The 20,634-nt window shown below is 43.8% G+C and carries 15 protein-coding genes; 6 read left to right on the forward strand and 9 right to left on the reverse strand.

Annotation, left to right across the window (positions count from 1 at the left end):
- Window positions 1-47: 47 nt before the first annotated feature.
- Together CWC03_RS05120 and CWC03_RS05125 are read right to left on the reverse strand one after the other, a co-directional pair.
- Entirely contained in the window at window positions 48-1,535 is a 1,488-nt protein-coding gene (locus CWC03_RS05120) for a tryptophan halogenase family protein (protein WP_249313950.1), read from the reverse strand.
- 58 nt (window positions 1,536-1,593) lie between these two features.
- Complete coding sequence (locus CWC03_RS05125; protein ID WP_138580838.1) at window positions 1,594-4,248, reverse strand: TonB-dependent receptor; 2,655 nt, start codon at window positions 4,246-4,248, stop codon at window positions 1,594-1,596.
- 285 nt (window positions 4,249-4,533) lie between these two features.
- Between CWC03_RS05125 and CWC03_RS05130 the strand changes: the two genes are divergently transcribed.
- The 3 genes from CWC03_RS05130 to thpR all read left to right on the forward strand — a co-directional run bounded on the left by CWC03_RS05130 (window position 4,534) and on the right by thpR (window position 6,842).
- Entirely contained in the window at window positions 4,534-5,400 is an 867-nt protein-coding gene (locus tag CWC03_RS05130) for a helix-turn-helix domain-containing protein (protein WP_010377630.1), read from the forward strand.
- A gap of 171 nt (window positions 5,401-5,571) precedes the next feature.
- Complete coding sequence (locus CWC03_RS05135) at window positions 5,572-6,294, forward strand: helix-turn-helix domain-containing protein (protein ID WP_138580839.1); 723 nt, start codon at window positions 5,572-5,574, stop codon at window positions 6,292-6,294.
- Between the two features lie 29 nt (window positions 6,295-6,323).
- Entirely contained in the window at window positions 6,324-6,842 is a 519-nt protein-coding gene (thpR, locus tag CWC03_RS05140; protein WP_138580840.1) for an RNA 2',3'-cyclic phosphodiesterase, read from the forward strand.
- Window positions 6,843-6,859: 17 nt separating this feature from the next.
- On the opposite strand, the gene CWC03_RS05145 is transcribed toward thpR, so the two are convergent.
- The 7 genes from CWC03_RS05145 to CWC03_RS05180 form a co-directional block, all read right to left on the reverse strand.
- The gene (locus tag CWC03_RS05145; RefSeq protein WP_249313951.1) at window positions 6,860-7,513 is read right to left on the reverse strand and encodes a lysozyme family protein; all 654 of its coding nucleotides are present in this window, start codon (window positions 7,511-7,513) and stop codon (window positions 6,860-6,862) included.
- A complete protein-coding gene (locus CWC03_RS05150; RefSeq protein ID WP_138580841.1) occupies window positions 7,477-8,226 on the reverse strand; it encodes a hypothetical protein in 750 nt (249 codons plus the stop codon). Before CWC03_RS05150 ends, CWC03_RS05145 begins: the two co-directional genes overlap by 37 nt.
- A 23-nt stretch (window positions 8,227-8,249) precedes the next feature.
- Window positions 8,250-9,536 carry a LysM peptidoglycan-binding domain-containing protein gene (locus CWC03_RS05155; protein WP_138580842.1) on the reverse strand — a complete coding sequence of 429 codons (1,287 nt, stop codon included), beginning with the start codon at window positions 9,534-9,536 and terminating at the stop codon, window positions 8,250-8,252.
- A 647-nt stretch (window positions 9,537-10,183) separates the two neighbouring features.
- On the reverse strand, window positions 10,184-12,151 hold the full coding sequence (locus CWC03_RS05165; protein WP_138580843.1) for a TonB-dependent receptor: 1,968 nt from the start codon (window positions 12,149-12,151) through the stop codon (window positions 10,184-10,186).
- Between the two features lie 136 nt (window positions 12,152-12,287).
- Window positions 12,288-13,064: a LytR/AlgR family response regulator transcription factor gene (locus CWC03_RS05170; protein WP_138580844.1), complete on the reverse strand. Its 777-nt coding sequence runs from the start codon at window positions 13,062-13,064 to the stop codon at window positions 12,288-12,290.
- Between the two features lie 136 nt (window positions 13,065-13,200).
- On the reverse strand, window positions 13,201-14,526 hold the full coding sequence (locus tag CWC03_RS05175) for a sensor histidine kinase (protein WP_138580845.1): 1,326 nt from the start codon (window positions 14,524-14,526) through the stop codon (window positions 13,201-13,203).
- A 10-nt stretch (window positions 14,527-14,536) separates the two neighbouring features.
- Window positions 14,537-15,952, reverse strand: a complete 1,416-nt coding sequence (locus CWC03_RS05180) for a sigma-54-dependent transcriptional regulator (protein ID WP_138580846.1) — start codon at window positions 15,950-15,952, stop codon at window positions 14,537-14,539.
- Between the two features lie 251 nt (window positions 15,953-16,203).
- Here CWC03_RS05180 and CWC03_RS05185 point away from each other — a divergent pair, with 251 nt between their 5' ends.
- From CWC03_RS05185 to CWC03_RS05195, 3 genes are read left to right on the forward strand one after another with little or no spacing between them, the layout of a single operon-like run.
- Window positions 16,204-17,457 carry an efflux RND transporter periplasmic adaptor subunit gene (locus CWC03_RS05185; protein ID WP_138580847.1) on the forward strand — a complete coding sequence of 418 codons (1,254 nt, stop codon included), beginning with the start codon at window positions 16,204-16,206 and terminating at the stop codon, window positions 17,455-17,457.
- Window positions 17,458-17,467: 10 nt separating this feature from the next.
- Complete coding sequence (locus CWC03_RS05190) at window positions 17,468-18,175, forward strand: ABC transporter ATP-binding protein (protein ID WP_138580848.1); 708 nt, start codon at window positions 17,468-17,470, stop codon at window positions 18,173-18,175.
- Window positions 18,176-18,177: 2 nt separating this feature from the next.
- Complete coding sequence (locus CWC03_RS05195) at window positions 18,178-20,571, forward strand: ABC transporter permease (protein WP_138580849.1); 2,394 nt, start codon at window positions 18,178-18,180, stop codon at window positions 20,569-20,571.
- Window positions 20,572-20,634 lie beyond the last annotated feature (63 nt).

Raw genomic sequence — 20,634 nt, forward strand, 5'->3', positions numbered from 1 at the left:
GACAAACAAAAAGATCAAGGGGAATCTCACCACCACCCGCAATTGGGTTATGCACGGAGTGCTTGTGCTCGCTGTAATTGTTCCAGTGCAGTTGTATGGGCAGTAAAATGCTCATCACTAAGCTTCGTTAGATAGGCCTTGGCCGCCTGTTCGATATGCTGTGGTGCTTGATCAAAGGGTATTTGGCAGGCGCTATCGCGATGATCCATACCGCCGAGTAAGCAATACCAACTGGGACGAATATAGGGAGAGTGCTTCTTGTGTTGGTTGAGCCAAGCATCAAAATCAGCACCGCTACGCCAGTGTGTGAGCAGCTCATCGAGCTCGCTTAAGCTCAGTGCTGCGACTTTCGCATCTTGCCAATACGGTGAATCTGCGCGCTTGCTGGTGGCGTAATGTGCCAGTACATACTCTTTAATACCGAGCACCAGTTCTGACAGTTGTTGATTGATGGCTTGTGCCTCAAGCTGTTGCGAAAGCAGCCTACTCAATAACTCAATGCTATAACCTGTGACCATCAGCGCGGTGGCTTCGAGTGGTTCAATAAAGCTCTGCGCGAGGCCAATAGCAAACACATTGCCTTCAACACTGCGTGCCATCATGCCTACTTTCATGGTGAGATGTTTGGCTTGTCCTTTATCGAGTTGCGCGGCTTGACGCAGTTGAGCCTCAGCCTCTTCGGGGGTGTTATGAGCGCTGCTGTATACGTAACCATGTCCGGTTCTGCCTTGTAGCGGGATCTGCCAGCGCCAGCCGCACGGCATCGCGATAGCAGAAGTGCTTGAAGGTAGCGGGTTTGTTTTAGCGCCAGCAATCGCGACCGCTGAATCATTGAGTAACTGATCGGCGAAGGAAATAAAGGGTACTTCGAGCGTTTTCTCTATCAGTAGGGCGTTAAACCCTGAGGCATCGACGTAAAAATCGCTTTTCACCTGCTCACCCGACTCAAGTGTCAGTGCCATAATTTCCCGTGCATGATGCTGTACGCTACTCACCGTACTTTGAATATGTTTTACGCCTCGCGCTAGGCTAAATGCTCTTAACCAATCCGCAAGTTTTTGCGCATCAAAGTGATAGCCGTACTCAAGCGCCCTTGGTAATGGACGCTGTGGCAATGGTGCTTGTTGCTTGCCGGCCAGTACTGCCGCTAAAAAGTAATGTTCGGGCTTATCTATATATTCGTTACCACGACGTCTGGCGTTGGCGTTGACAAAGTAGACTTCCGCTGTTTTGGCATCCATTTCAGAGAAGAAAGGATGGAAGTAGCTACCATTGTCGCCATTCCAGTTATCAAAGTAGATCCCGGTTTTATAGCTTGCTTGGCATGCGGGCATCCAATCGCGTTCTTTCACACCAAGACTTTGCATAAAAAGCTGCAAATGTGGCGTTGAGCCTTCGCCAACGCCAATTCTGCCAATACTCGATGACTCAATCACCGTGACCGATAAATTGGGTTGATGCTTAGCAAGGTAGGCTGCGCACATCCAACCGGCGGTACCGCCACCAAGGATGGTGAGTGACTGTATTGTTTTCATAGGCAAATGAGTTTTCATAGGCAAATGACCCCAGCCGCAAGCAACTGGGGCTCCGAGGTTAGAACTTATAGCTGACGCCAAGGTAATAACGCGTACCAAATTCAATGGTGTTCTGCGTCAAGTTGTAGTTGGTGTCGTAAGATTGAATAACCTCATTGGTCAGGTTTACCCCCTCTAAGCTGACATCCAGATTTTCCATTGCATGCCACACCAAAGATGCATCCCATTGTTGGTAGCTATCGTTGCGCACCGCTTGTGCTGCACCGACGCCAATCCATTCACTACGCCAGTTATAAGCGATACGTGCACTAAATTGCTCGTTTTCGAAAAATAGCGAGCCGTTGAATGAGTTTTCAGATACTCCCGGCACCATTTCTTTTGCATTATCTGGTGTGGTGGTTTCACTATCCACGTAGGTGTAGTTAGTAATAAAGCCGAAGCCATTATCAAAGCTATGTTGAAGCTGCAGTTCTATCCCTGTTACGTCACCGTCTCCGTTACTACGTGGGCGTGTGACTCGGCATTGATCATATTTAGAAGGGTCAGTACCGCATCCGTCTACATATTCGATCGCTTCGGTAGAAAAGACAACGTTGTCAATTTTCTTCACAAAAACGGCTGCTGAGAACAAGGAAGCCTCGGTAAAGTAATATTCGACGCCAATATCCGCTTGGTCTGCTTCATATGGTTTAAGATTCGGGTTACCACCGGTGGCAGAGCCAAAGTTGGCATCAATCGCTAGACCTGGCTTTAAGTCGTTGTAGTTAACTCGAGACATCACGCTAGAGGCGGCCGCACGGATGATAATATCGTCGCTGTAGTCATAAGCGAAGTTGATGCTCGGTAGCCAGTTGTCGTAGCCAACCGTTTCATCGAAAACCATGTTATCAACATAACCGCTGGACTGTTGTTCTGTATCCACATAGCGTAAGCCGATATTACCGCGGAAGTTTTCACCGCTGAATTCACTTTGCACATAGATAGCGAGCATATCTTCTTCGACATTGTAGGTTTTACCAAAATCTTGCTGCTCGATTAATTCACCCGCCTCATACTTGCCAGTGATAAAATCCCACCATTTCTCTTCATCGAGCTTGGCGTATGAGTTAAGAATATGTCCGCCTGTTTGCGAATGAAGATTGGTAAAAATACCATCACTCCAATTAGCTAAGCTATTACCATCAGGAACAAAACCAATTACATCTGCTGGATTTCTTTGGAGTGCGATACGTGAAAATTCGTTTTTGTTTACTTTCACACCCGCTTTGATGTTCTTGAAGTAATCATGCTCTAGCATCCATTTGATATCGGCTTGTGCATAACTTACTTCATGCTCTTGAACTGTCGTTTGGAAGTTTGATTCATGAGCAAATTTGAGCTGGGAGGCATCGGTCGGATCTAACGAGTCAAACCAAATTTGATAAGGGCCGGATGCATCATAAGTAAAGCCACCATCGGTACTATTTTGACCGTTAGGGAAGGCTGGATCGCCAATTTTTCCACCCTCATCTGTTGCCGGGATCCACCAACTTGAGGAACCAAACTGTGTACCACCATCAGATGTTGATCGACCAATAACACCGCTAATCTCGAAAGTATCACCGACGTATTTACCACTGAAGTTTAAGACATCGACTTCCATATTTACGGCGTTACGAACAGTGGGGTTGTATATAATGTTCGCGTAAGCTGGCAAAATACGTGCACGCTGAGTGCCTCCCGCTGCGTTGTTTTGTACATCAATAGCACCTGCACCACGGGCACTTACGGTAAGGAAGTTATGGTTTACATGTGGGTTGTCAAACTCAAAGCGAAAGTAGTCTACCGCAAATTCGGTGTTATCGCTTGGTGCAAATTGCGCGGTAAGTTGCGCGCTGGTGCGCTCGCGCTCAGCTCTAAATGCTTGTGAGCCGATTGCCCAAGCACCCACTGTAGATGCTTGCCCGGTATCTTGATCCGCCGCAAAATATTCATAGTAGCCACCTATGGACTCAATAACGTGACGGCCTGAAGTCAGGTTTTCAATAGAGTAAGCGGCCAAAACACCAAACTTTTCATCATCACTCTTCCAACTACCTAAAAACGATCCGCTTAAATCATTTTCATCATACAAGGTAGAGCGGCCCATTTCTGCTGACACCATGTAAGTGTGTGCATCTAGGTCCAGTGGTTTACGCGTGACAAGATTCACTGTACCACCCAACGCACCTTCTTCAAGGTTTGCTTCAGGCGTTTTGTAGACGTTCACTGCCGAAACTTGTTCTGCAGACAACAACTCCATGTTAAAAGTACGTGTGGATGGCCCCAAATCATACCAGTCGGTACTGGCAACGGATTGGCCATTTAACAAAATGCGCGACTGCTCTGGTGCGGTACCACGAATAGTAACGCCGCTGACTTCGCCATATTGGCGGTCTACCGTGACCCCTGAAATACGTTGTAGCGCATCACCAATGTTTTTGTCGGGAAACTTACCAATATCTTCCGAGGTGATAGCATCAACAATACCGTCTGCAAAGCGCTTGGTGTTCATTGAAGCTTCAAGCGAGCGGCGAATGCCTCTTACTTCAATCACTTCGACTTTTTCTGTTGCGCTTTGTTCTTCGGCTAATGCTGATGGTGCAGCGGTGAGTAACAGGGGTGAGAAGGTACTTGCTGTCACGATGGCGGCAAGTTTATTCAATTTAAATTGCTTCAACTTAGTTGTTTTCATTGTTCTGCCCATTGTTCCTATTTGTTGTTGGCAGAAGCTAGGGTATCGCCTTGAGTGTTTTTTAAGCGGTATATTTCTATCTACTAGTGATACTTTTCACGCTTAAATGAGAGTAATTTGACAAAAATACTTCACTGTACTCTAGGCAATCGCTATATTTCGATAGATTAGTATTGTTGAGTGATTGAATTTGCATGATGTGCAATTAGGTGTAATGAACGGTGGTTATAAAAGCTTATAACATACCGATTTTAAATAAGTTTATTAATGTAAAAGGAAATTGCTATGCGCGCGATGTACGAGAAAGTATTGCCATCCCCTGGATGCTCATGGCGTTATTGTCTGTATCAATTGCCCGAAATTCCCTTTAATTGGCACTATCATCCGGAATATGAGATCTGTTTGACGCTCAACAGCGTCGGTGTATGTCATGTGGGTGATCATATCGCCCCTTATGAAGACTTAGATTTGGTTATCCTAGGGCCTGACTTACCACATACTTGGCAGTCAAAACCGAATCCGGATCACTCCGCTCACGTTGTCCATGTTGCACAAATACCTGCGCACTGGTTGGAGTCTTTAGTGGCTCAGCATCCTGAATTACATGGCTTATCTGAATTGTTAAATGCAGCGCGCCGTGGCGTCAAATTTCCTGTGGAAGTCGCAAGACAAGCGAAAAAGTGGTTCGAGCAAATTGCGGATGCTGAGCCGTTAATGCGCTTTGTGCTTTTGCTCGAAATGTTAACACGGATGACGACATCGAATTATCAACATTTAGCCAGTAGCGGTTTTCGCTTTGACGCCCGCCATGATCCTGCGAAAGACAAGTTTGACCGGGTCATTGCCTATATCTATGACAATTACACCGACAAATTAAGCGCCGATGAGCTTGCACAGCAAGTGCACATGAGCACCAATCACTTTCATCGTTTCTTTAAAAAGCGCACGGAGCGTACTGTGACGGAATTTATCAATCAGCTGCGTATTGCCAAGGCCTGTAAACTATTAATTAGCTCAGCCTCTCCCATTAGTGTTATATCGGATCAATGTGGTTTCAATAATATTTCTAACTTTAATCGTCGTTTTCAAGCGTTGAAGGCGTGCACGCCTAGTGAGTTTCGCGCACGGCTGCACCAAAAGGCATTGTATTGATCTGAACGTGGGCTTGTTTATTATACGTTTTATTCAAAACTCCAATTCAAACCGTGAACATTTCGTAATGCTATGATATTCATGCTTATTCCTGAATATTCAACTTGGTATTTATCAAGGAATTGCCAAGAATGTGCCGGGTCACAACAACAATAAACGAGGATGACCGTGATGACACTAGGACACTTTATAAAACAGATCCGCACACAAAAAGGCTTGAGCCAACCCCAGTTAGCGGAGCAAATGTGTGTTGAGCAAAGCTATTTATCTAAACTAGAAAACGACAAGTCTGTGCCTTCTAACGAGGTATTTAGAAAGTTACTAGCGGCGCTGAATTTATCCTTAGATGAGTGTATGCAAACCCTTTCAACACAAGGGAAGCGTGAAGAACTAAGTCAAATACCAGACATCGAATATTGGTATAAGCAACACCAACAATCAAAACAAAAGCAATATAAGCAACTTGCGATATTGGCTATTTTGCTAGTGTCTCTTGGTGTCGGGTTATTTTGGAGTGGCTACAAACAGATATTTTTTAGTGAAAAACTGTTTGAATATGAATCTCAGGGTGTATTGCAAGCTGGTGAACCCGTCGAGCTATATAGAAAGTGGCGCTTTCTTCTTGTCCCTCATAGTAAGAATAGCGATATTGAATTTGTGGAGCAAGTTAAGCTTGCCATGGCGAAACGTTTAGACAAAAAAACGGTATTTTTCTCAGACTATAAAGGGAGCGCTTATACCGAATCGGTAACCGATGGTAGAAGGCACTATCGTTTTCAAGGCCCTAAATTTAGTGAGCGTGTAGAAAACGCCTGGTTGCAATTTGTTGGCTTATTATGCTTCTCTGCTGGGGTTATGCTAACGTTAGTAGGGAAACGGTTAGTTAAACCTTAGTTTATTAAGCCTTAAGGTAAAGGTGTAAGATGCAAAAGCGATTATTTTTTGGTATTGGCATGGATGACGACGCTCGAGCACATATCGGTCAGTGGCTGGTGGATAGCGTGAGTGCCAGTAAAGCCAATACACAACCAAGTAATTGGCATCTTACACTGGCGTTTCTTGCCATGGTGGAAGAATCAAAAGTTGCCGAGCTTTGTGATTTTGCCAGTAGTTTATCTGTGCCTAAATTTACACTCACCTTTAGTGACTATGGCTACTGGCAACACAATGGCATCTTTTACTTAAAGCCCGAACAAAAACCACAAGCTTTGCTTGATCTCGCCAATCCATTACGGGCTTTTGGAGAAAAATGCGACCTCTATCATAACCCGCATCCGTTCTCACCACATATCACGCTATTTCGAAATTGTAAGCCAGAGCCGACTGTGACAAAGCCAATAGAGCCCTTTTCGCTGACGGTAAAGAAATTTCATCTCTATCATTCTCACCGCAATGAGCGTGGCTTGATTTATGACCCTATTGAGTCCTTTTTTCTGAACTGACCTTTAATTGCTGAACCTTAAGACAGCCAACGCTTTAGCTTTTTAACCAAAGTTTCGAACCAAGTCAGTTGATAGCGTTTGTATTTATCGCACTTGAGGAATAGCTTTTTGGTGGCTTCGTTTCGTGCTGGGCTAATATGTAGACGGCTACACTCTTTACTTGCGCTGTACCAATCTTGTGCACTGACGGCTTTAATCAAATTAGGAAAGGCCAAAAATAACTTACTGGTACCGAGGTTATAAGCCATATCCAGCAGGGCAATCTTAGCGGGCGTCGGTAATAGCTGATAAGGAATGCTGCCAGCATCTTGCTTGGCAAGAAAATGGATTAAGTGCTGCTCAAATTCTTTAATCTGCTCTATGAGGTACTTTTTAGAGGCCTTGGGTGGCAAGGTAAGCTCGGTATATTGCGCATACCAAGAAGCTTTATAGCCGCTTGGCTTGTACTTTATATTGCGATATTCATCGCGCTTTTGCTGCAATGTTGCAGAGCGTTTGGAGCGCCTATCTCGCATTGGTAATTGGCAGAACTGCTCAACACTTTGCATATGGAAGCCAACACCAATCGTTGGATTGGCATTCACATCTAGGTACAAATGTAGCACCTCACCTTCAAACTGCATGAGGTGCGTGATTACTCGCTGATAGAATTTATCGGTGTCATTGAACAACTAGGTACCTCAGTGATCACTGCTTTTTCGTTTGTGGTATAGCACTGTTTTAGTATAGAACAGTAGCAGGCCTCTGCCTTAAAAACCGACTTATGGGCATCGATTTTGTCCCATAATCCACGATTAAAATTGCTTTTTGGCATGGTAAAGATATTAAAATCATCACCATCTGCTAGTAATATCTTTTGTGGTGCACTGGAAACATACCAACCAAACTTTTTTAGATAATTGATATTTGACTCTTCGTTTTGAGCATCGCTAAGCGCTGCTTGATAGGCATTGAGGTTGCAACATGCATCCATGAGTTCGGTAACATCAAAGTAATTTTCGCCATCAAGCTCGTACTTAATGTAGTGGATTATGGCAGGTCCGGTCCCCGAATTGCGAATATCGACTCGAATGGTTGCTTGAGTGGAGTCTAAATCAAAGTTGCTATAGCTAAATTGAAGCCATGGCCAAGTTTCCGTTTTTAGCTGCTTTTCGGCTGCGGAAACTTGCTCCTGAGCAGCCTTTGCTTGCAGATAGGTGGCGTAAAACGACGCTGCGGAAATAAACATCGCACATAGGGCTAAAATGGTGTTCATTTTAGAGCGAGAGAGTTTAAAGGAGCCCCTTGAGTGTCTTGAGCTGTGCGGCTGTGGCCGAGCAGGCCTCGCTGCCTGCGACTCGGCTACATTTTCAGAGGGTAAGTTATTATTGTTATGTTCTGACATATTTATCCAACTGACACTACGGCCTAAGGCGACAGAAATACCAGTAACGTATCGCCAATTTTCAATCTATCTGTTGATAGCTGGTTCCATTGCTTTAGCTTAGCGACACTGACATTAAATCGCTTAGCTATGCGCCATAAACTATCGCCGTGTTTTATCTTATAGTCCAGTTGTTTGTCAGCCAAAATGGGCAAAATTAGCTTTTTCCCTGCACGAATACGGTCACTCTTTAATTGATTAAAGGCTTTTAACTCGGCGACGGTTAGCGAATAGCGTTTTGCAATAGTGCTGAGAGAGTCTCCACGTCGGATAGTATAATGTTGCCATGTATCTGCGGGCATTTTTGGTAAGTCTGTGAGCATATTTTGCCACTCTGATACGCGCGCGGTGGGGACGACAATATGATCAGGACCACCGAGTAAAGCAGGAAAACGTGCATATCCTGGATTTAATACCTCGACTTCTTTCCAGCCTTTGAGATCAGATAAAATGGCTTGCTGTTCGAGTTTAATAACGCTGATTAGCGAGCGATTAGGGATCTTAGGAAACTTCATCAAATCATGCTTTAACAGCTGTGATGCCGCAAGTAGCTTTGGTACGTAGTGTCTGGTTTGACGTGGTAGCTTCAAATGGAAAAAGTCAGTTGGTTTACCTGCTTTTTTATTACGTTCAATAGCCGCAAGCACTCTACCTTCACCCGTGTTATAGGCGGCAATGGCATGATACCAATCGCCATCAAAACGTTTGTGGAGATATTGCAAAAAGTCCAATGCGACGCGAGTCGAGTCTACGATATCTTGGCGTCCGTCATACCAAGCGTTGATCTTGGCACCATAATGCTTCGCAATCAGTGGTGTTAATTGCCACAAACCCGAAGCATGCTTGTGAGAATAGGCTTGGGTATTAAAGTCGCTCTCAATTAACGGCATCAATGCCAGTTCTATTGGCATATCGCGCTTTTCGACTTCTTCTACTAAGTAATAAAGTAGCGGCGCTGCACGCTCACTGATGGTGTCCATATAGTTTGGATGCCTGAGATACCAATCAATCCGTTGTGTTACACGCTTATCGTTGGAATCAGCAAAGCTGAGCTGATCTTTAATACGGAGCCATAAATCGTCTGTTGCGAGCGGGTCATATGGTGTTTTAACCACCGTTTTAGCTTCGTTTTTAACCGTCTCTCTTGGCTTGTTAACACTAGCTTGCACGGAGTTATCTGGTGTTGGTTGATCCTGTTGAGGTTGCTGTATTTGGCTACAGCCATTTAGCAGCAAGATTGCTGCAAGTAATGGAGTGATGAGGTTTTTCATAGAGCCTTTTTTTATTATCCTTTTATTATGCAGTCCAATGAGGCATCTGAACCGCATAAGATTGTATATAAATTCGGTGCAAATGCAAAAATAGGCACCTTACCTGTTGCGGCTGTGTAGTGTAGAGCGATGAAATGGATACAAAATGAACTTTAGCGTTACAGCATTTAGCATTGATTAATAGAATTAACGCAATAACACTCGGTTGCTAATGATTGCGAATTGCTCACTTACTCAAGGCGTAGTTGTTGTTTAAATCGTGTTTTATGGGTTCTCGAGAGTGTTATTACTTGCCCACTTTGCAATGCGATTTCACTGTCATCACTGGCGAGCGGGGTAATACTCACAACCTTAGAGACATTAATGGTATTTCATCCTCATCGCTTCGTTGTGTTATTGGGTATGCTTCGCCTAGTATATTAGAAATACTAAATTGAGAACCTTTTATAAGTGCAATAAAGAACACCAAAATCCAAGCATCTTTTTGATATTCATAGATAAGTTCAAACCAAGAAAGATGAAAGTTGTAATCTAGTTGCAAACTAAAATAAATCGTTTCACGTAATAACACCATGATGCTAACACGGCCAAAACAAAATAACAGTGAGGCAATAAAAGCGGGGCTAATAGGCACGATTAGTATCGGCCTACCAACTACCACTGAGCGTGAACGCAAACTCCGGTGGTACACGTTCACGAATCGTTTCCACGGCGCTTACGCTATTTGCCCGTGAGGTGTTGTAGTACAAGCGTTGATATTTATATCTAGACGTGAGTGGCGAAGCTTCTAGATTGAGCTTAACTCGCTGGCTTACTTGAAGCTGCGCTTGTATAGTCAATTGCAATGAGCCTGATTCAATAAACTGCTCATCGGGGTAATATTCGCGATAACTATCCCCGCTGGAAATCTCTGCGCTCCAAGAAAAGCGATTAAAGCTTTGTCGAAACTGCACGCTAGCCCAATGTGGAACAGTCCCGTTAATCGTACGTTTTCCTGTGAGCGTATCACGGTATGATGCGTCTCGATAACTATAATCAAGATTGAGCTGACTGTTGTTGATCCAGCTTGATAAGTCTAGATTAACTGCACCATCTAGCCCCCAAAGCGCGGCATCCCCGGCATTTGCAACTATGCTTTCTCCTCGATTATCTTGCTGATATTCATGCACATCTTTTTGCCACTGATAAAAAGGCTTAACGTTAAAACGCCATCTTTCACCTTCTTCAATATCAATTTGCAGCGCAAGTTCAGTGTACTGCATTGGCTTTATTTCAAGGTTGCCAAACTGTAAGCGGCCAAATCCTGCGTTGAGCTCTGGCAAAAAAAGTGAAAAATCGAGCTGTTCCACTTCATGCTTTAAGGTGGTTGTAAACTGAGTGCTTTTTGTCGCGTCATAGTTTAATCGCACCAGCGGCTTGACGATAAGATGTTGAATATCTTCGCTCTTACTACTGTTGGTCGAAAGTGTAGCCTGCCCGGCTGCTAGTTTGCTGTATAACTGCCATTTTGGTGAAAGCGACCAAGTAAAAGCTGCATAGGGCTCAATACTTAGCTCTTTTATCGTGCTGTGTAGCTGCTCCTCGGGCAATACTGTGTTGGCATTTACTCGATTGATACTGGCCTCAAGACCGTACTCCGAGGCCGCGTCGTTTACCATCAAGCGAATTACTCGCTCGTCAGTACGCTTATACTGTGTAAAGCTCGGTGCTGAAAGTTGCGCAGAGAGACCATCACGCATATGCAACTCATTCTTTTGCTTTGAGTAGTAGCCTGTAAGTTGTGTGCTCCAGTGTTGACCTTGCCACTGCCTATCGATAGACATTTCGCTCGTGTCTGTTTTATCGCGCTCTTGCGAAAACGCAGATTCAACATCGTTGGATGAAGTTGGTGTGCGGTACAGCCATTTGTATTGCGATTGCAAGTGGTCTTTTACAGCCTGAACATTGAGCGTTAGGGCGCCATCCTGCATGGTTTTGTGGCTGGTAAGTGAGAGCGTTATTCGCTCACTTTGCTCTTTAAATGTTTCTTCGCTCTTTTCCTCGAGAATATTACTAGACGCAAACAGTTGACCTTTATTGGTACTTTTAAATGGCTCATCCTGAGCTTGAATATGGCCGCTGTGTGTCCATTGCCCTTTAGGTAAGATAAACCCTGCCATTGCCGTGATGCCAGTCGAGGAGCTGGCGTTGAGTGTGCTACCTAGTTGCCAATTATAGGCATTGTTTTTTTCATCACGAATGATGTTAACAACTTGATTATATTGCTTAAGTGAAGGGAATGGGTGGTGGCTTAGGTACACTTCTAGTGCAACGATTTGATCAACGGGAAGTTGTTTTAGATACTCTGAGACTGACCCGGACTTTACGCGGATCTCCATGCCATTTAATAAAATGTTGGCGGAACTGCCACCCAGGCCGCGCTCGCCACTTTGTTCAATGAGTGTGAATGACGGTAAGCGCTCGATAGCTGCAAGTGTATCTTGTGCTGCAAACTGTTGCAGTGAACTTCCAGCATAAACACTCGGTTTTAAGTTATCCATATTGGCGTAAACGCTGCTACTTATGACGCTCATTAAAGCGCAATAGGTTGCCATGGGGTGATGAAGTGATGCCATTGTTTCTCTTCTAGTTAAAATGTGTCACAGCACTATTAAAAATAAAAAAGCAGATAAAACAAATCATTAGGTACGTAAGGTGGTTCTATGGGACGGATCGACGGGGAAACGTGAGCAAGCTCAGATAGCGCTGGTATTACGCGGCCTGAGAGAGTGTATCGAAGCGTGACTTCAAAGCCTTCTTATAGCCTTTACTCAGGTTAATTTGCGCGCCCGTTGATAATTTAATAATGGCATTACCAGAAGCTTTGGTGATGATACGCTCAACATAGGCCAGATTAACCAAATAAGAGCGGTGGGTGCGCACAAATAGATCGGTGGGCAGCATGGCCTCAAACTGAGATAGGGTTGCTCGTTTGAGGTATTGGTGTGACTCGGTGTGAATTTCAACATAGTTTTTAGCCGCCACTATGTGCACTATGTCTTTGATCTGTACAAATGACTTATCGCCGCCTAAATCCACAAGCAAACGTTGATTTATCGCAGAGCTATTGTCTTCTTCGTTTATTTCAATACGAATAAATTTATGCCAAATCATAAAACAGACGTATATCACCAGCGGATGTAATGGCGCAAAATAATACAAGGTATAGGGAATATCATCGCGATAAACGAGATAGTCGAATCCAGCTTGTATAGACATGCTCAGCACGAATAAAACCGAGCAGCAAACTAAGTAATTGCGCCAACATACCTTATCCTGTTGGCTGAGTTTATTTAGCCACAAGAAGAGAATTGGCGTGTAAATATACCAAAGCCCCCATTCCTGCAGGGCCCACCAGATAGGGTTATTCAGCCTTTCACTTTCTACTTCAACCCAATCGTGCAGCAAGTCTATTGCGGTCAAAAACACAATGACAGCAGTCCAGCCAATCCCAGAAATGGTAAGAATAGGTTTGTATAAGGTGTGCACGAACTTTTCCCTAAATTAGATACTTCTAGTTTACCGACTTTTTATAAGTTCACAAATCTTCAAGGCTAGACCTAGCCTGTAGTCCTATTTGGCTTGAACCAAAGATAAACTGTGCCTTACCCTTGGTTCAGGTTAGTTAACCAAATACACATCTAAAGCAGGCGCCTTGTTCGCGCCTAAGATAAATTAAGTCACCACCATGATTAATCATAATTTGTCTCGAGAGGCTTAAGCCGATCCCAGAGCCTTGCTGCTTCGTGGTAAAAAACGGTACAAAAATCATATCAATGACATGTTCTGCGATGCCGGGCCCGTTGTCGCTTATTTCTACATAGTGCTGGCCTGCGTTATTTGCTCCGGTCTTTAGCACCACTTGGCGCGTGTTTCGCTGATCTGGATCATTGCGTAGCTGCACCGCTTCAATGGCATTTTTGGTTAAGTTAATAAGCACTTGCTCAATCTGAGCCGTATCTAACATCACCAGTTGGGAATGGCTAATATCAAGTTGTAAGTCTATGTTCGCTTGATGACAGGTTTGTTGATGTAACTGATAAATCCCCTCTACAATCGACGCAAGCTGGGCAGGTTGCAGCACTGGGCTTGGTAAGTTGCTGACTTTTCTAAAGCGGGCGATAAATGCGCCTAAATATTCAGTGCGTTTTGCTAATGTTTGCAGCGCTAGGGCTAGGTCTTGTTTGTCTTCTTCATCGTCAAAACTTAGCGTGTCTGGCAGTAGCCCTTCACAGGTTTGGGCAATGGATGACAGCGGGGTGATAGAGTTAGCGACTTCGTGCGTAAGCACTTTGGTGAGGCGCTTATAAGCCTGCTGCTCTTTATTTTGTAAAGCATCTCGAATGGATTGTAAGGTGACAATTTTACGGATCTGGCCTTGGATCTGTGCCGACGTTATTTGTATAGACAAGTTATCTTGTTGCTCGCCGTGCTGCCAATTTGCGATTGTCTTTACGCTATTATCGCACTCATTAATTAATGGTGTGATATGCGCTAAATCCTGACTATGGTTGATGGTTTTTCCTAGCAGCCGAGTTACAGCTGGGTTGGACTCAATGACATTGCCATCTTTATCGAAAACCAGTACGGCTAAATCTATATGCACCAAGAGGGTCTGTAAGAAGTGGGCCTGTTGCTCTGCGATAAAACGTGCACTTTGGATTCTCGTTTTAATCTCTTCTAAATGTTGCCGCATGGGATGATGTTGGCTCAACCCCAATGAACTATCGCCATTCGCGAGTGATTTCAAAACAAAAGTCATGTGCTTGTTCTGTTTATTAAATTGAAGGTATAAAGTGGAGCTGAAAGCGATAGCTATTAGCGTGACTAGGAGCCAAGTCGCCGAGAATCCTCCTTGTATATACAAAATTATCGAGAGCCCAATAAAGGCAACAAGACCAAGAATTGTACTGAAAAAGACTATTGTAGGATGTTGCGTAAAGCGAACCATATTTTCTTGCCTACAAATCGTATTTTTCTAGTCGACGGTACATTGCCCCTCGGGTTAATCCGAGTGCCTTTGCGGCGTTTGAGACATTGCCTTGATAGTGCTTGAGCGCTGCACGCACAGTACGTTGTTCTATCTCTTCAAGGTTAAAAGTATCATTGGAAATCAGTGTATTAGTATCGCTTTTATCTTCAGTAATTATTGCTTCCGCTGGCGCTGAGGCTGTCTTAACCACTGTGCTGATGTCCAAAAATTCGTTTTCACTTAGGATCACCGCTCTTTCAATTGCATGTGCCAGTTCCCTGACATTTCCTGGCCATTGATATGCTTGTAGACTCTGCATGTCTAGGCTGTGTATCTCAAGCTGCCGCTTATATTTGTGGCAATAGTGTTCAAGGTAATAGTTTACAAGTAGTGGAATATCATCAGTACGCTCACGAAGTGGCGGAAGGCGGATCTCTATCGTATTGATCCGATATAATAAATCTTGTCTGAAACGGCCTTCATCAACCGCTTGTTGTAGGTTGTCATTGGTGGCACAGATTAGTCGAATATCCACCGAGATGGGTTTGTTTCCCCCAACTGGAGTGATCTGTCTATTTTGTAACGCGGCAAGTAGCGTTGTTTGTTGATTCATGGGTAAGTTTCCCAATTCATCTAAAAATAGACTCCCTTCGTGTGCTAATTCAAATCGGCCAACTTTGTCTTCTTTAGCATCGGTAAATGCGCCTTTTCTATGACCAAACAGCTCGCTTTCAAACAAACTTTCGGAGATAGCGCCCATGTCTAGACTGATAAAAGTATTGTCGCGACGCGTACTGGCTTGGTGGATGGCATGTGCAGCAAGTTCTTTGCCGGTGCCACTTTCACCGGTGATCAAAATGTTGGCATCAGTGAGTGCCGCACGTTCGATAGTACTAAACACCTTTTGCATGGCTGGGCTTTGGCCTAAAAAAGCAAATTGATGACTACCACTAGACTGATTGAGTGCCTGATTTAACCCTTGGGCCTGACGAGTGAGCTTACCAACTTGCTGTTTGTCTTTGGCATGAGCAAATGCGGCAGCAACCGCACCCAGTAGTTGGTCGTTCTGCCAAGGCTTAGCGATAAAGTCTGCAGCGCCTGCTTTTATCGCATCGACAGCAAGTTGAATATCACCATAGGCGGTCATTAACAACACCACGATACTTGGGTCTTGTTCGACAATTTTCTTTAACCAATAAAAGCCCTCTTTGCCACTAATGGCATCTTGGCTAAAGTTCATATCGAGTAAGATCACATCTATTTGCTGTGATGCAATCTGCGCTTCTATATCAAAAGGATTATCTGTGGTGATGATGGTTTGGTAATGCTTTTTTAGCAACAGCTTTGCTGCAATTAATATATCGCTGTTGTCGTCGACAATTAATATAGTGCCTTCTTGCTTCATACTTAGAGTGCTTTGTTTTTCTTTTAGCCTAGCGCACTTCAAGCTGTGGCGTCCATGAAAAAGTGTTCACTTTTGGACACTTTTCTGATCTATATGTGTTCTATTTTCGGACAGTTTAACATTGGAAAATAACTCGATCTCTATTTAACTCGTTGTTATGTATCTAGTAAATGCCATTGGCATGAAGTTTGATTATAAGTCTTATATATCCGATAAAGCGATTTAACTAATACAGAACAAGGGGCGTGAATATGGATAAGAAAATAGAACGTTCAGGACTACAAAAGCATCTTAAAAAAGGCGTTGTTGGTGGTGTGTTACTTGGCATTGCAGCTGCTGCATTTGCGTTTAATAACACCTCATCTTCAGGTCGTAGCCAAAACTTGGAACTACGCAGCCTGACAGTAAGTACCGTCAGTAAAGGTGCTTTTGTTGATGCCCTAAGTCTGCGTGGTCAGGTCGTACCAAAAACTACCATTTACTTGGATACTATCGCAGGTGGTCAAGTGGAAGAGCGCTTAGTCGAGCAGGGTGAATATGTTGAAGCCGGCCAGCCATTAGTCAGGTTGAGCAACACTAGTTTACAGCTAGACGTAATGAGTCGTGAAGCTCAGGTTACGGAGCAGCTTAACTTCCTGCGAAACACACAAATGACGATGGAAACCAGCCGCCTTAATCTACGCCGTGATTTGCTTGAAATTGATTTGCAAATTAGTCACCTAGAACGCCGTTACAAGCAGTCTAAGCCGTTGGTTGAAAAAGGGGTGCTGGCAACAGATAGGCTTTCTGAAATTGAAGACGATTTAAAGTACTACAAAGCGCGAAAAGAACTGACATTAGAGCGTCAAACACAGGAAAATTCGATTAGAAAAGTACAAGTTGCGCAATTAGAAGATAGCGCCGCGATGTTACAGAAGAATTTGCAGTTTGCGCGTAAAAACCTTGAAAACCTATTGATCAAAGCGCCGGTATCGGGTTATTTGAGTGAGCTGGATGTAGAAATTGGCGAATCAAAGAGTAAGGGGGCGCGTTTAGGTCAAATTGATATTCCAAATGAATACAAGTTGGTTGTACGCCTCGATGAGTTCTATTTAAACCAAGTACAACCTGAAATGGCAGTAAATGTGCTATTAGACAGTGGTGTTGTTACGGCAAAGGTGAGCAAAATTGATAGTCGCGTTACCCAATCACAGTTTCAGGTAGAAGTCGCTCTGCCAAGTGGTCAAAGCGATATTAAGCGTGGCCAAAGTATTGATGTCGAGCTGATGCTCGGTGGTAACAAAGAAAATGCGTTATTGTTAAAGCGTGGTGCTTTCTTTACTAGCTCTGGCGGTAACTGGGTATACGTACTTGCAAACGATGGTAAGTCTGCTGAGCGTCGTGACATTCGTTTAGGTAAAAAGAATCAAGACTATTATGAAGTCCTAGACGGCCTATCACAAGGTGAAAGAGTAATTACCTCAAGCTATAGCAACTTCGACAAAGCGCAACAACTACATTTCTAAGGATATTACAATGATAAAACTAACTAACCTAAACCGTGTATTCCGTACTCAAGACGTGGAGACTACTGCGCTAAACGATATTAACTTAACTGTTAATGAGGGTGAGTTTGTCGCAATCATGGGACCGTCAGGCTGTGGTAAATCTACCTTACTTTCAATTCTTGGAATGCTGGACTCTCCATCTTCTGGTCAGTTTGAGTTTGCAGGTACTGACATTGCGGGCTACACCGAGAAGCAGCTATCACAGTTACGTAAAGCGTCAATCGGTTTCGTTTTCCAAAGCTTTAACCTGATTGACGAGCTGACGGTATTTGAAAATGTCGAACTACCGCTGCAATACCAAAACATCTCTAAAAGTGAACGTAAGCAGCGTGTTGAGCAGATTTTAAAGCGTGTAGCAATTGATCACCGAGCGGATCACCTGCCTCAGCAGCTGTCCGGTGGTCAGCAGCAGCGTGTAGCGGTAGCACGAGCCTTGGTTATTAACCCTAAACTAATTTTAGCGGATGAGCCAACAGGGAACTTGGATTCCAAGAATGGTGAAGAAGTAATGACGATGTTGCGTGAGTTGAATAAAGACGGTACCACTGTGATTATGGTTACTCACTCTGAAAAAGAAGGAACCTATGCAGATAGATTAGTGCGCCTATTAGATGGTCAAGTCATGTTGGATAAGGCAAATACCGCCATCCAAATTCCAGATAGTGAGGTGGCCTAACCATGATAGCCAATTATTTAATTACAGCTTTACGCTCCTTTAAGCAGCAAAAGCAACATTTTATATTGAATGTTGTAGGTCTTAGCGTTGGCCTTGCTGCCGCAATTTTGGTTGCGTCTTTTGCTAGAAATGAACTGTCTTACGACAGCCAACAACCAGATGCGGAGCAGATTTATCGTATCGGTCAGGACTACACTAAGCTTGGCTTGGCGGTGGTGCCAATTTCTAACTTTGCTCGCGCGAAAGAAATGGAACAATATAGTCAGATCGAGTCTGTATTTGCACTCACAAAAGTAGATTGGACAAATCAAGCTGAAACAGACGTGCAGCATAATGGTCAAGGTTATAAATTAACAGAAGTACTAGGAGCTACTCCAAATATCCAAGACTTCATCAATATTGATACGCTAACTGGCGACTTGAGCAATGCGTTGAGCGTACCAAATGGTATCGCGTTAAATGAGTCTGAAGCGTTGCGAATTTTTGGCACGATTAATATTGAAGGTGAAACTCTTGATTTCAAAGGCGGCCAATACACCGTGAAGGCCGTATTTAAGGATTTACCTGAAAATACACACTTTTCATTCAAAAGCTTAGTCTATGTTGAACACGACCTTTCTAATTTAGATATCAACTCCAATTACGTTTATCTTAAACTTGCTGAAAATACAGACGTCGCTGCGCTTGAGCAAATATTTACTGATAAATACTTTGATGGCCCGATGAAAGGTAAGCTCGCGATCGAGTTACACCCATTGCGTGATCTTCACCTCACAGCAAAGTCACCATTTGAGATGAAATCAGGAGGAACGGAGCAGGTTGTCGTGATCTGTGCTGGGCTGAGTATTCTGCTTATCCTGATCGCAGGCTTTAACTTTATTAATATGACGGTTGCTCAGTCGGCAAAGCGTGCTAAAGAGGTGGGGGTGCGTAAAGCGCTAGGGGCCAGTAAGACTCAATTGGTCACGCAGTTTTTGGCTGAGTCAGTATTGGTATCTCTATTATCGATGATTATTGCCTGTGTCCTGGTAGAGCTATTTTTACCAAGCTTTAATCAACTTGTAGATAGAGCGCTGTTTATTGACTATATGTCGATGTTTAGTGTTGTCATCTTGGGTGTAGCAATTGCCGTTGGTATTGGCGCTGGGTTATATCCCGCGTTATTTATTTCATCTTTTAGTGCGAAGCGAGTGCTTAGTGGCGATTTGCAAAGGGGTAATACTGCAATCTTTGTACGTAAAAGTTTACTGACTTTTCAAGCTGCTTTATCAATCGCTTTGATCATTGCATCGGTAACATTGCAGCAGCAGCTTAGACACTTGCAAAGCTTACCTCTGGGGTATGAGACAGAGCAACGTGTTGTGGTTTCAGATATACCGGCATCGTTTATTTTTTCGAAAGAGCCAACGGCACTAGTGAATAGACTTACAGCAATAGATGGTGTAGAAGCCCTGAATTTAATCGATACGAAACTGACAGTATCAATCAATAGCAGTGTTTCACCAACGTGGCCAAATGGAGAGCAATCAGAGGGGATAACACCGACTATTGGTGTCGGCTATAACTTGGTTGAAGGATTAGGGCTGACATTATTAGCGGGGCGTGATTTTAGCCGTACATACGCTGCAGACTGGGCATCTCAAAATGGTAACAGTACCAACGTTGGGGTGATCATAACTGAAACTGTTGCAAAGCAAGCCGGTTACTCAAATTATCAAGATATAATTGGACAAACCATTTTGGATAAAGGCTTAGGCTTGAATATGAGAGTTGTGGGAGTTGTAGCTGATGTAAAAGTGGGTAATGCCCAAGATGCAAACTCTAACATCATCTTCCTGTGCGGATTTAGTCAAAGTACAGTAGGCGAAATAATCATGACGGTAAATACTCAAAATATCGGCTACGTGCAAGAGCAGGTGACTGATATTCTTGCCAAAAACGCCAACCTCTATGAACCGAATATCAGCCTAATGTCAGATAATTATAAAGCGGTTCTACGTGGTGATGAACGAGTCTCTCTAGTCGTGTTGATCTTTACTGGCCTTGCGGTATTCCTGACGTGCTTGGGGACTTTTGGTCTAGCATCCTTTGCGACTGTACGTCGCCAAAAGGAAGTGGCTGTGCGCAAAGTCTTAGGCGCGTCACGATTAAGTATTGTGAATATCTTAGCTAAAGAGTTCCTTACACTAGTGGCAGTCAGTATTGCCATTGCTTACCCAATTACCTATTGGTTGGTTGGTGATTGGCTTGCCAATTTTAATGACCGTATCGAGCAAGCGCTATGGGTTTATGGAGTTGCAGCTTTAGCCGTTGCGGGGATCACTTGGCTCACCGTTGCTACACTTGCGTTTAAAGCGGCGAGTACACGTCCGTCGCTAATCTTGCGATATGAGTAAATTAAATTGGTAATCACTCAAGAAATTGCGGCCTAACTTAGGCCGCTTTTATCGTTTATTTCT

Origin of the sequence: Pseudoalteromonas sp. S2755, from assembly GCF_005886535.1 — a bacterium.
Classification (GTDB): domain Bacteria; phylum Pseudomonadota; class Gammaproteobacteria; order Enterobacterales; family Alteromonadaceae; genus Pseudoalteromonas.

Excerpts from the sequence above, each read along its gene's own strand:
- CWC03_RS05120 (WP_249313950.1), bottom strand. The coding sequence starts at position 1,535 with ATGAAAACAATACAGTCACTCACCATCCTTGGTGGCGGTACCGCCGGT.
- CWC03_RS05125 (WP_138580838.1), bottom strand. The coding sequence starts at position 4,248 with ATGAAAACAACTAAGTTGAAGCAATTTAAATTGAATAAACTTGCCGCC.
- CWC03_RS05130 (WP_010377630.1), top strand. The coding sequence starts at position 4,534 with ATGCGCGCGATGTACGAGAAAGTATTGCCATCCCCTGGATGCTCATGG.
- CWC03_RS05135 (WP_138580839.1), top strand. The coding sequence starts at position 5,572 with ATGACACTAGGACACTTTATAAAACAGATCCGCACACAAAAAGGCTTG.
- thpR (WP_138580840.1), top strand. The coding sequence starts at position 6,324 with ATGCAAAAGCGATTATTTTTTGGTATTGGCATGGATGACGACGCTCGA.
- CWC03_RS05150 (WP_138580841.1), bottom strand. The coding sequence starts at position 8,226 with ATGTCAGAACATAACAATAATAACTTACCCTCTGAAAATGTAGCCGAG.
- CWC03_RS05155 (WP_138580842.1), bottom strand. The coding sequence starts at position 9,536 with ATGAAAAACCTCATCACTCCATTACTTGCAGCAATCTTGCTGCTAAAT.
- CWC03_RS05165 (WP_138580843.1), bottom strand. The coding sequence starts at position 12,151 with ATGGCATCACTTCATCACCCCATGGCAACCTATTGCGCTTTAATGAGC.
- CWC03_RS05175 (WP_138580845.1), bottom strand. The coding sequence starts at position 14,526 with ATGGTTCGCTTTACGCAACATCCTACAATAGTCTTTTTCAGTACAATT.
- CWC03_RS05180 (WP_138580846.1), bottom strand. The coding sequence starts at position 15,952 with ATGAAGCAAGAAGGCACTATATTAATTGTCGACGACAACAGCGATATA.
- CWC03_RS05185 (WP_138580847.1), top strand. The coding sequence starts at position 16,204 with ATGGATAAGAAAATAGAACGTTCAGGACTACAAAAGCATCTTAAAAAA.
- CWC03_RS05190 (WP_138580848.1), top strand. The coding sequence starts at position 17,468 with ATGATAAAACTAACTAACCTAAACCGTGTATTCCGTACTCAAGACGTG.
- CWC03_RS05195 (WP_138580849.1), top strand. The coding sequence starts at position 18,178 with ATGATAGCCAATTATTTAATTACAGCTTTACGCTCCTTTAAGCAGCAA.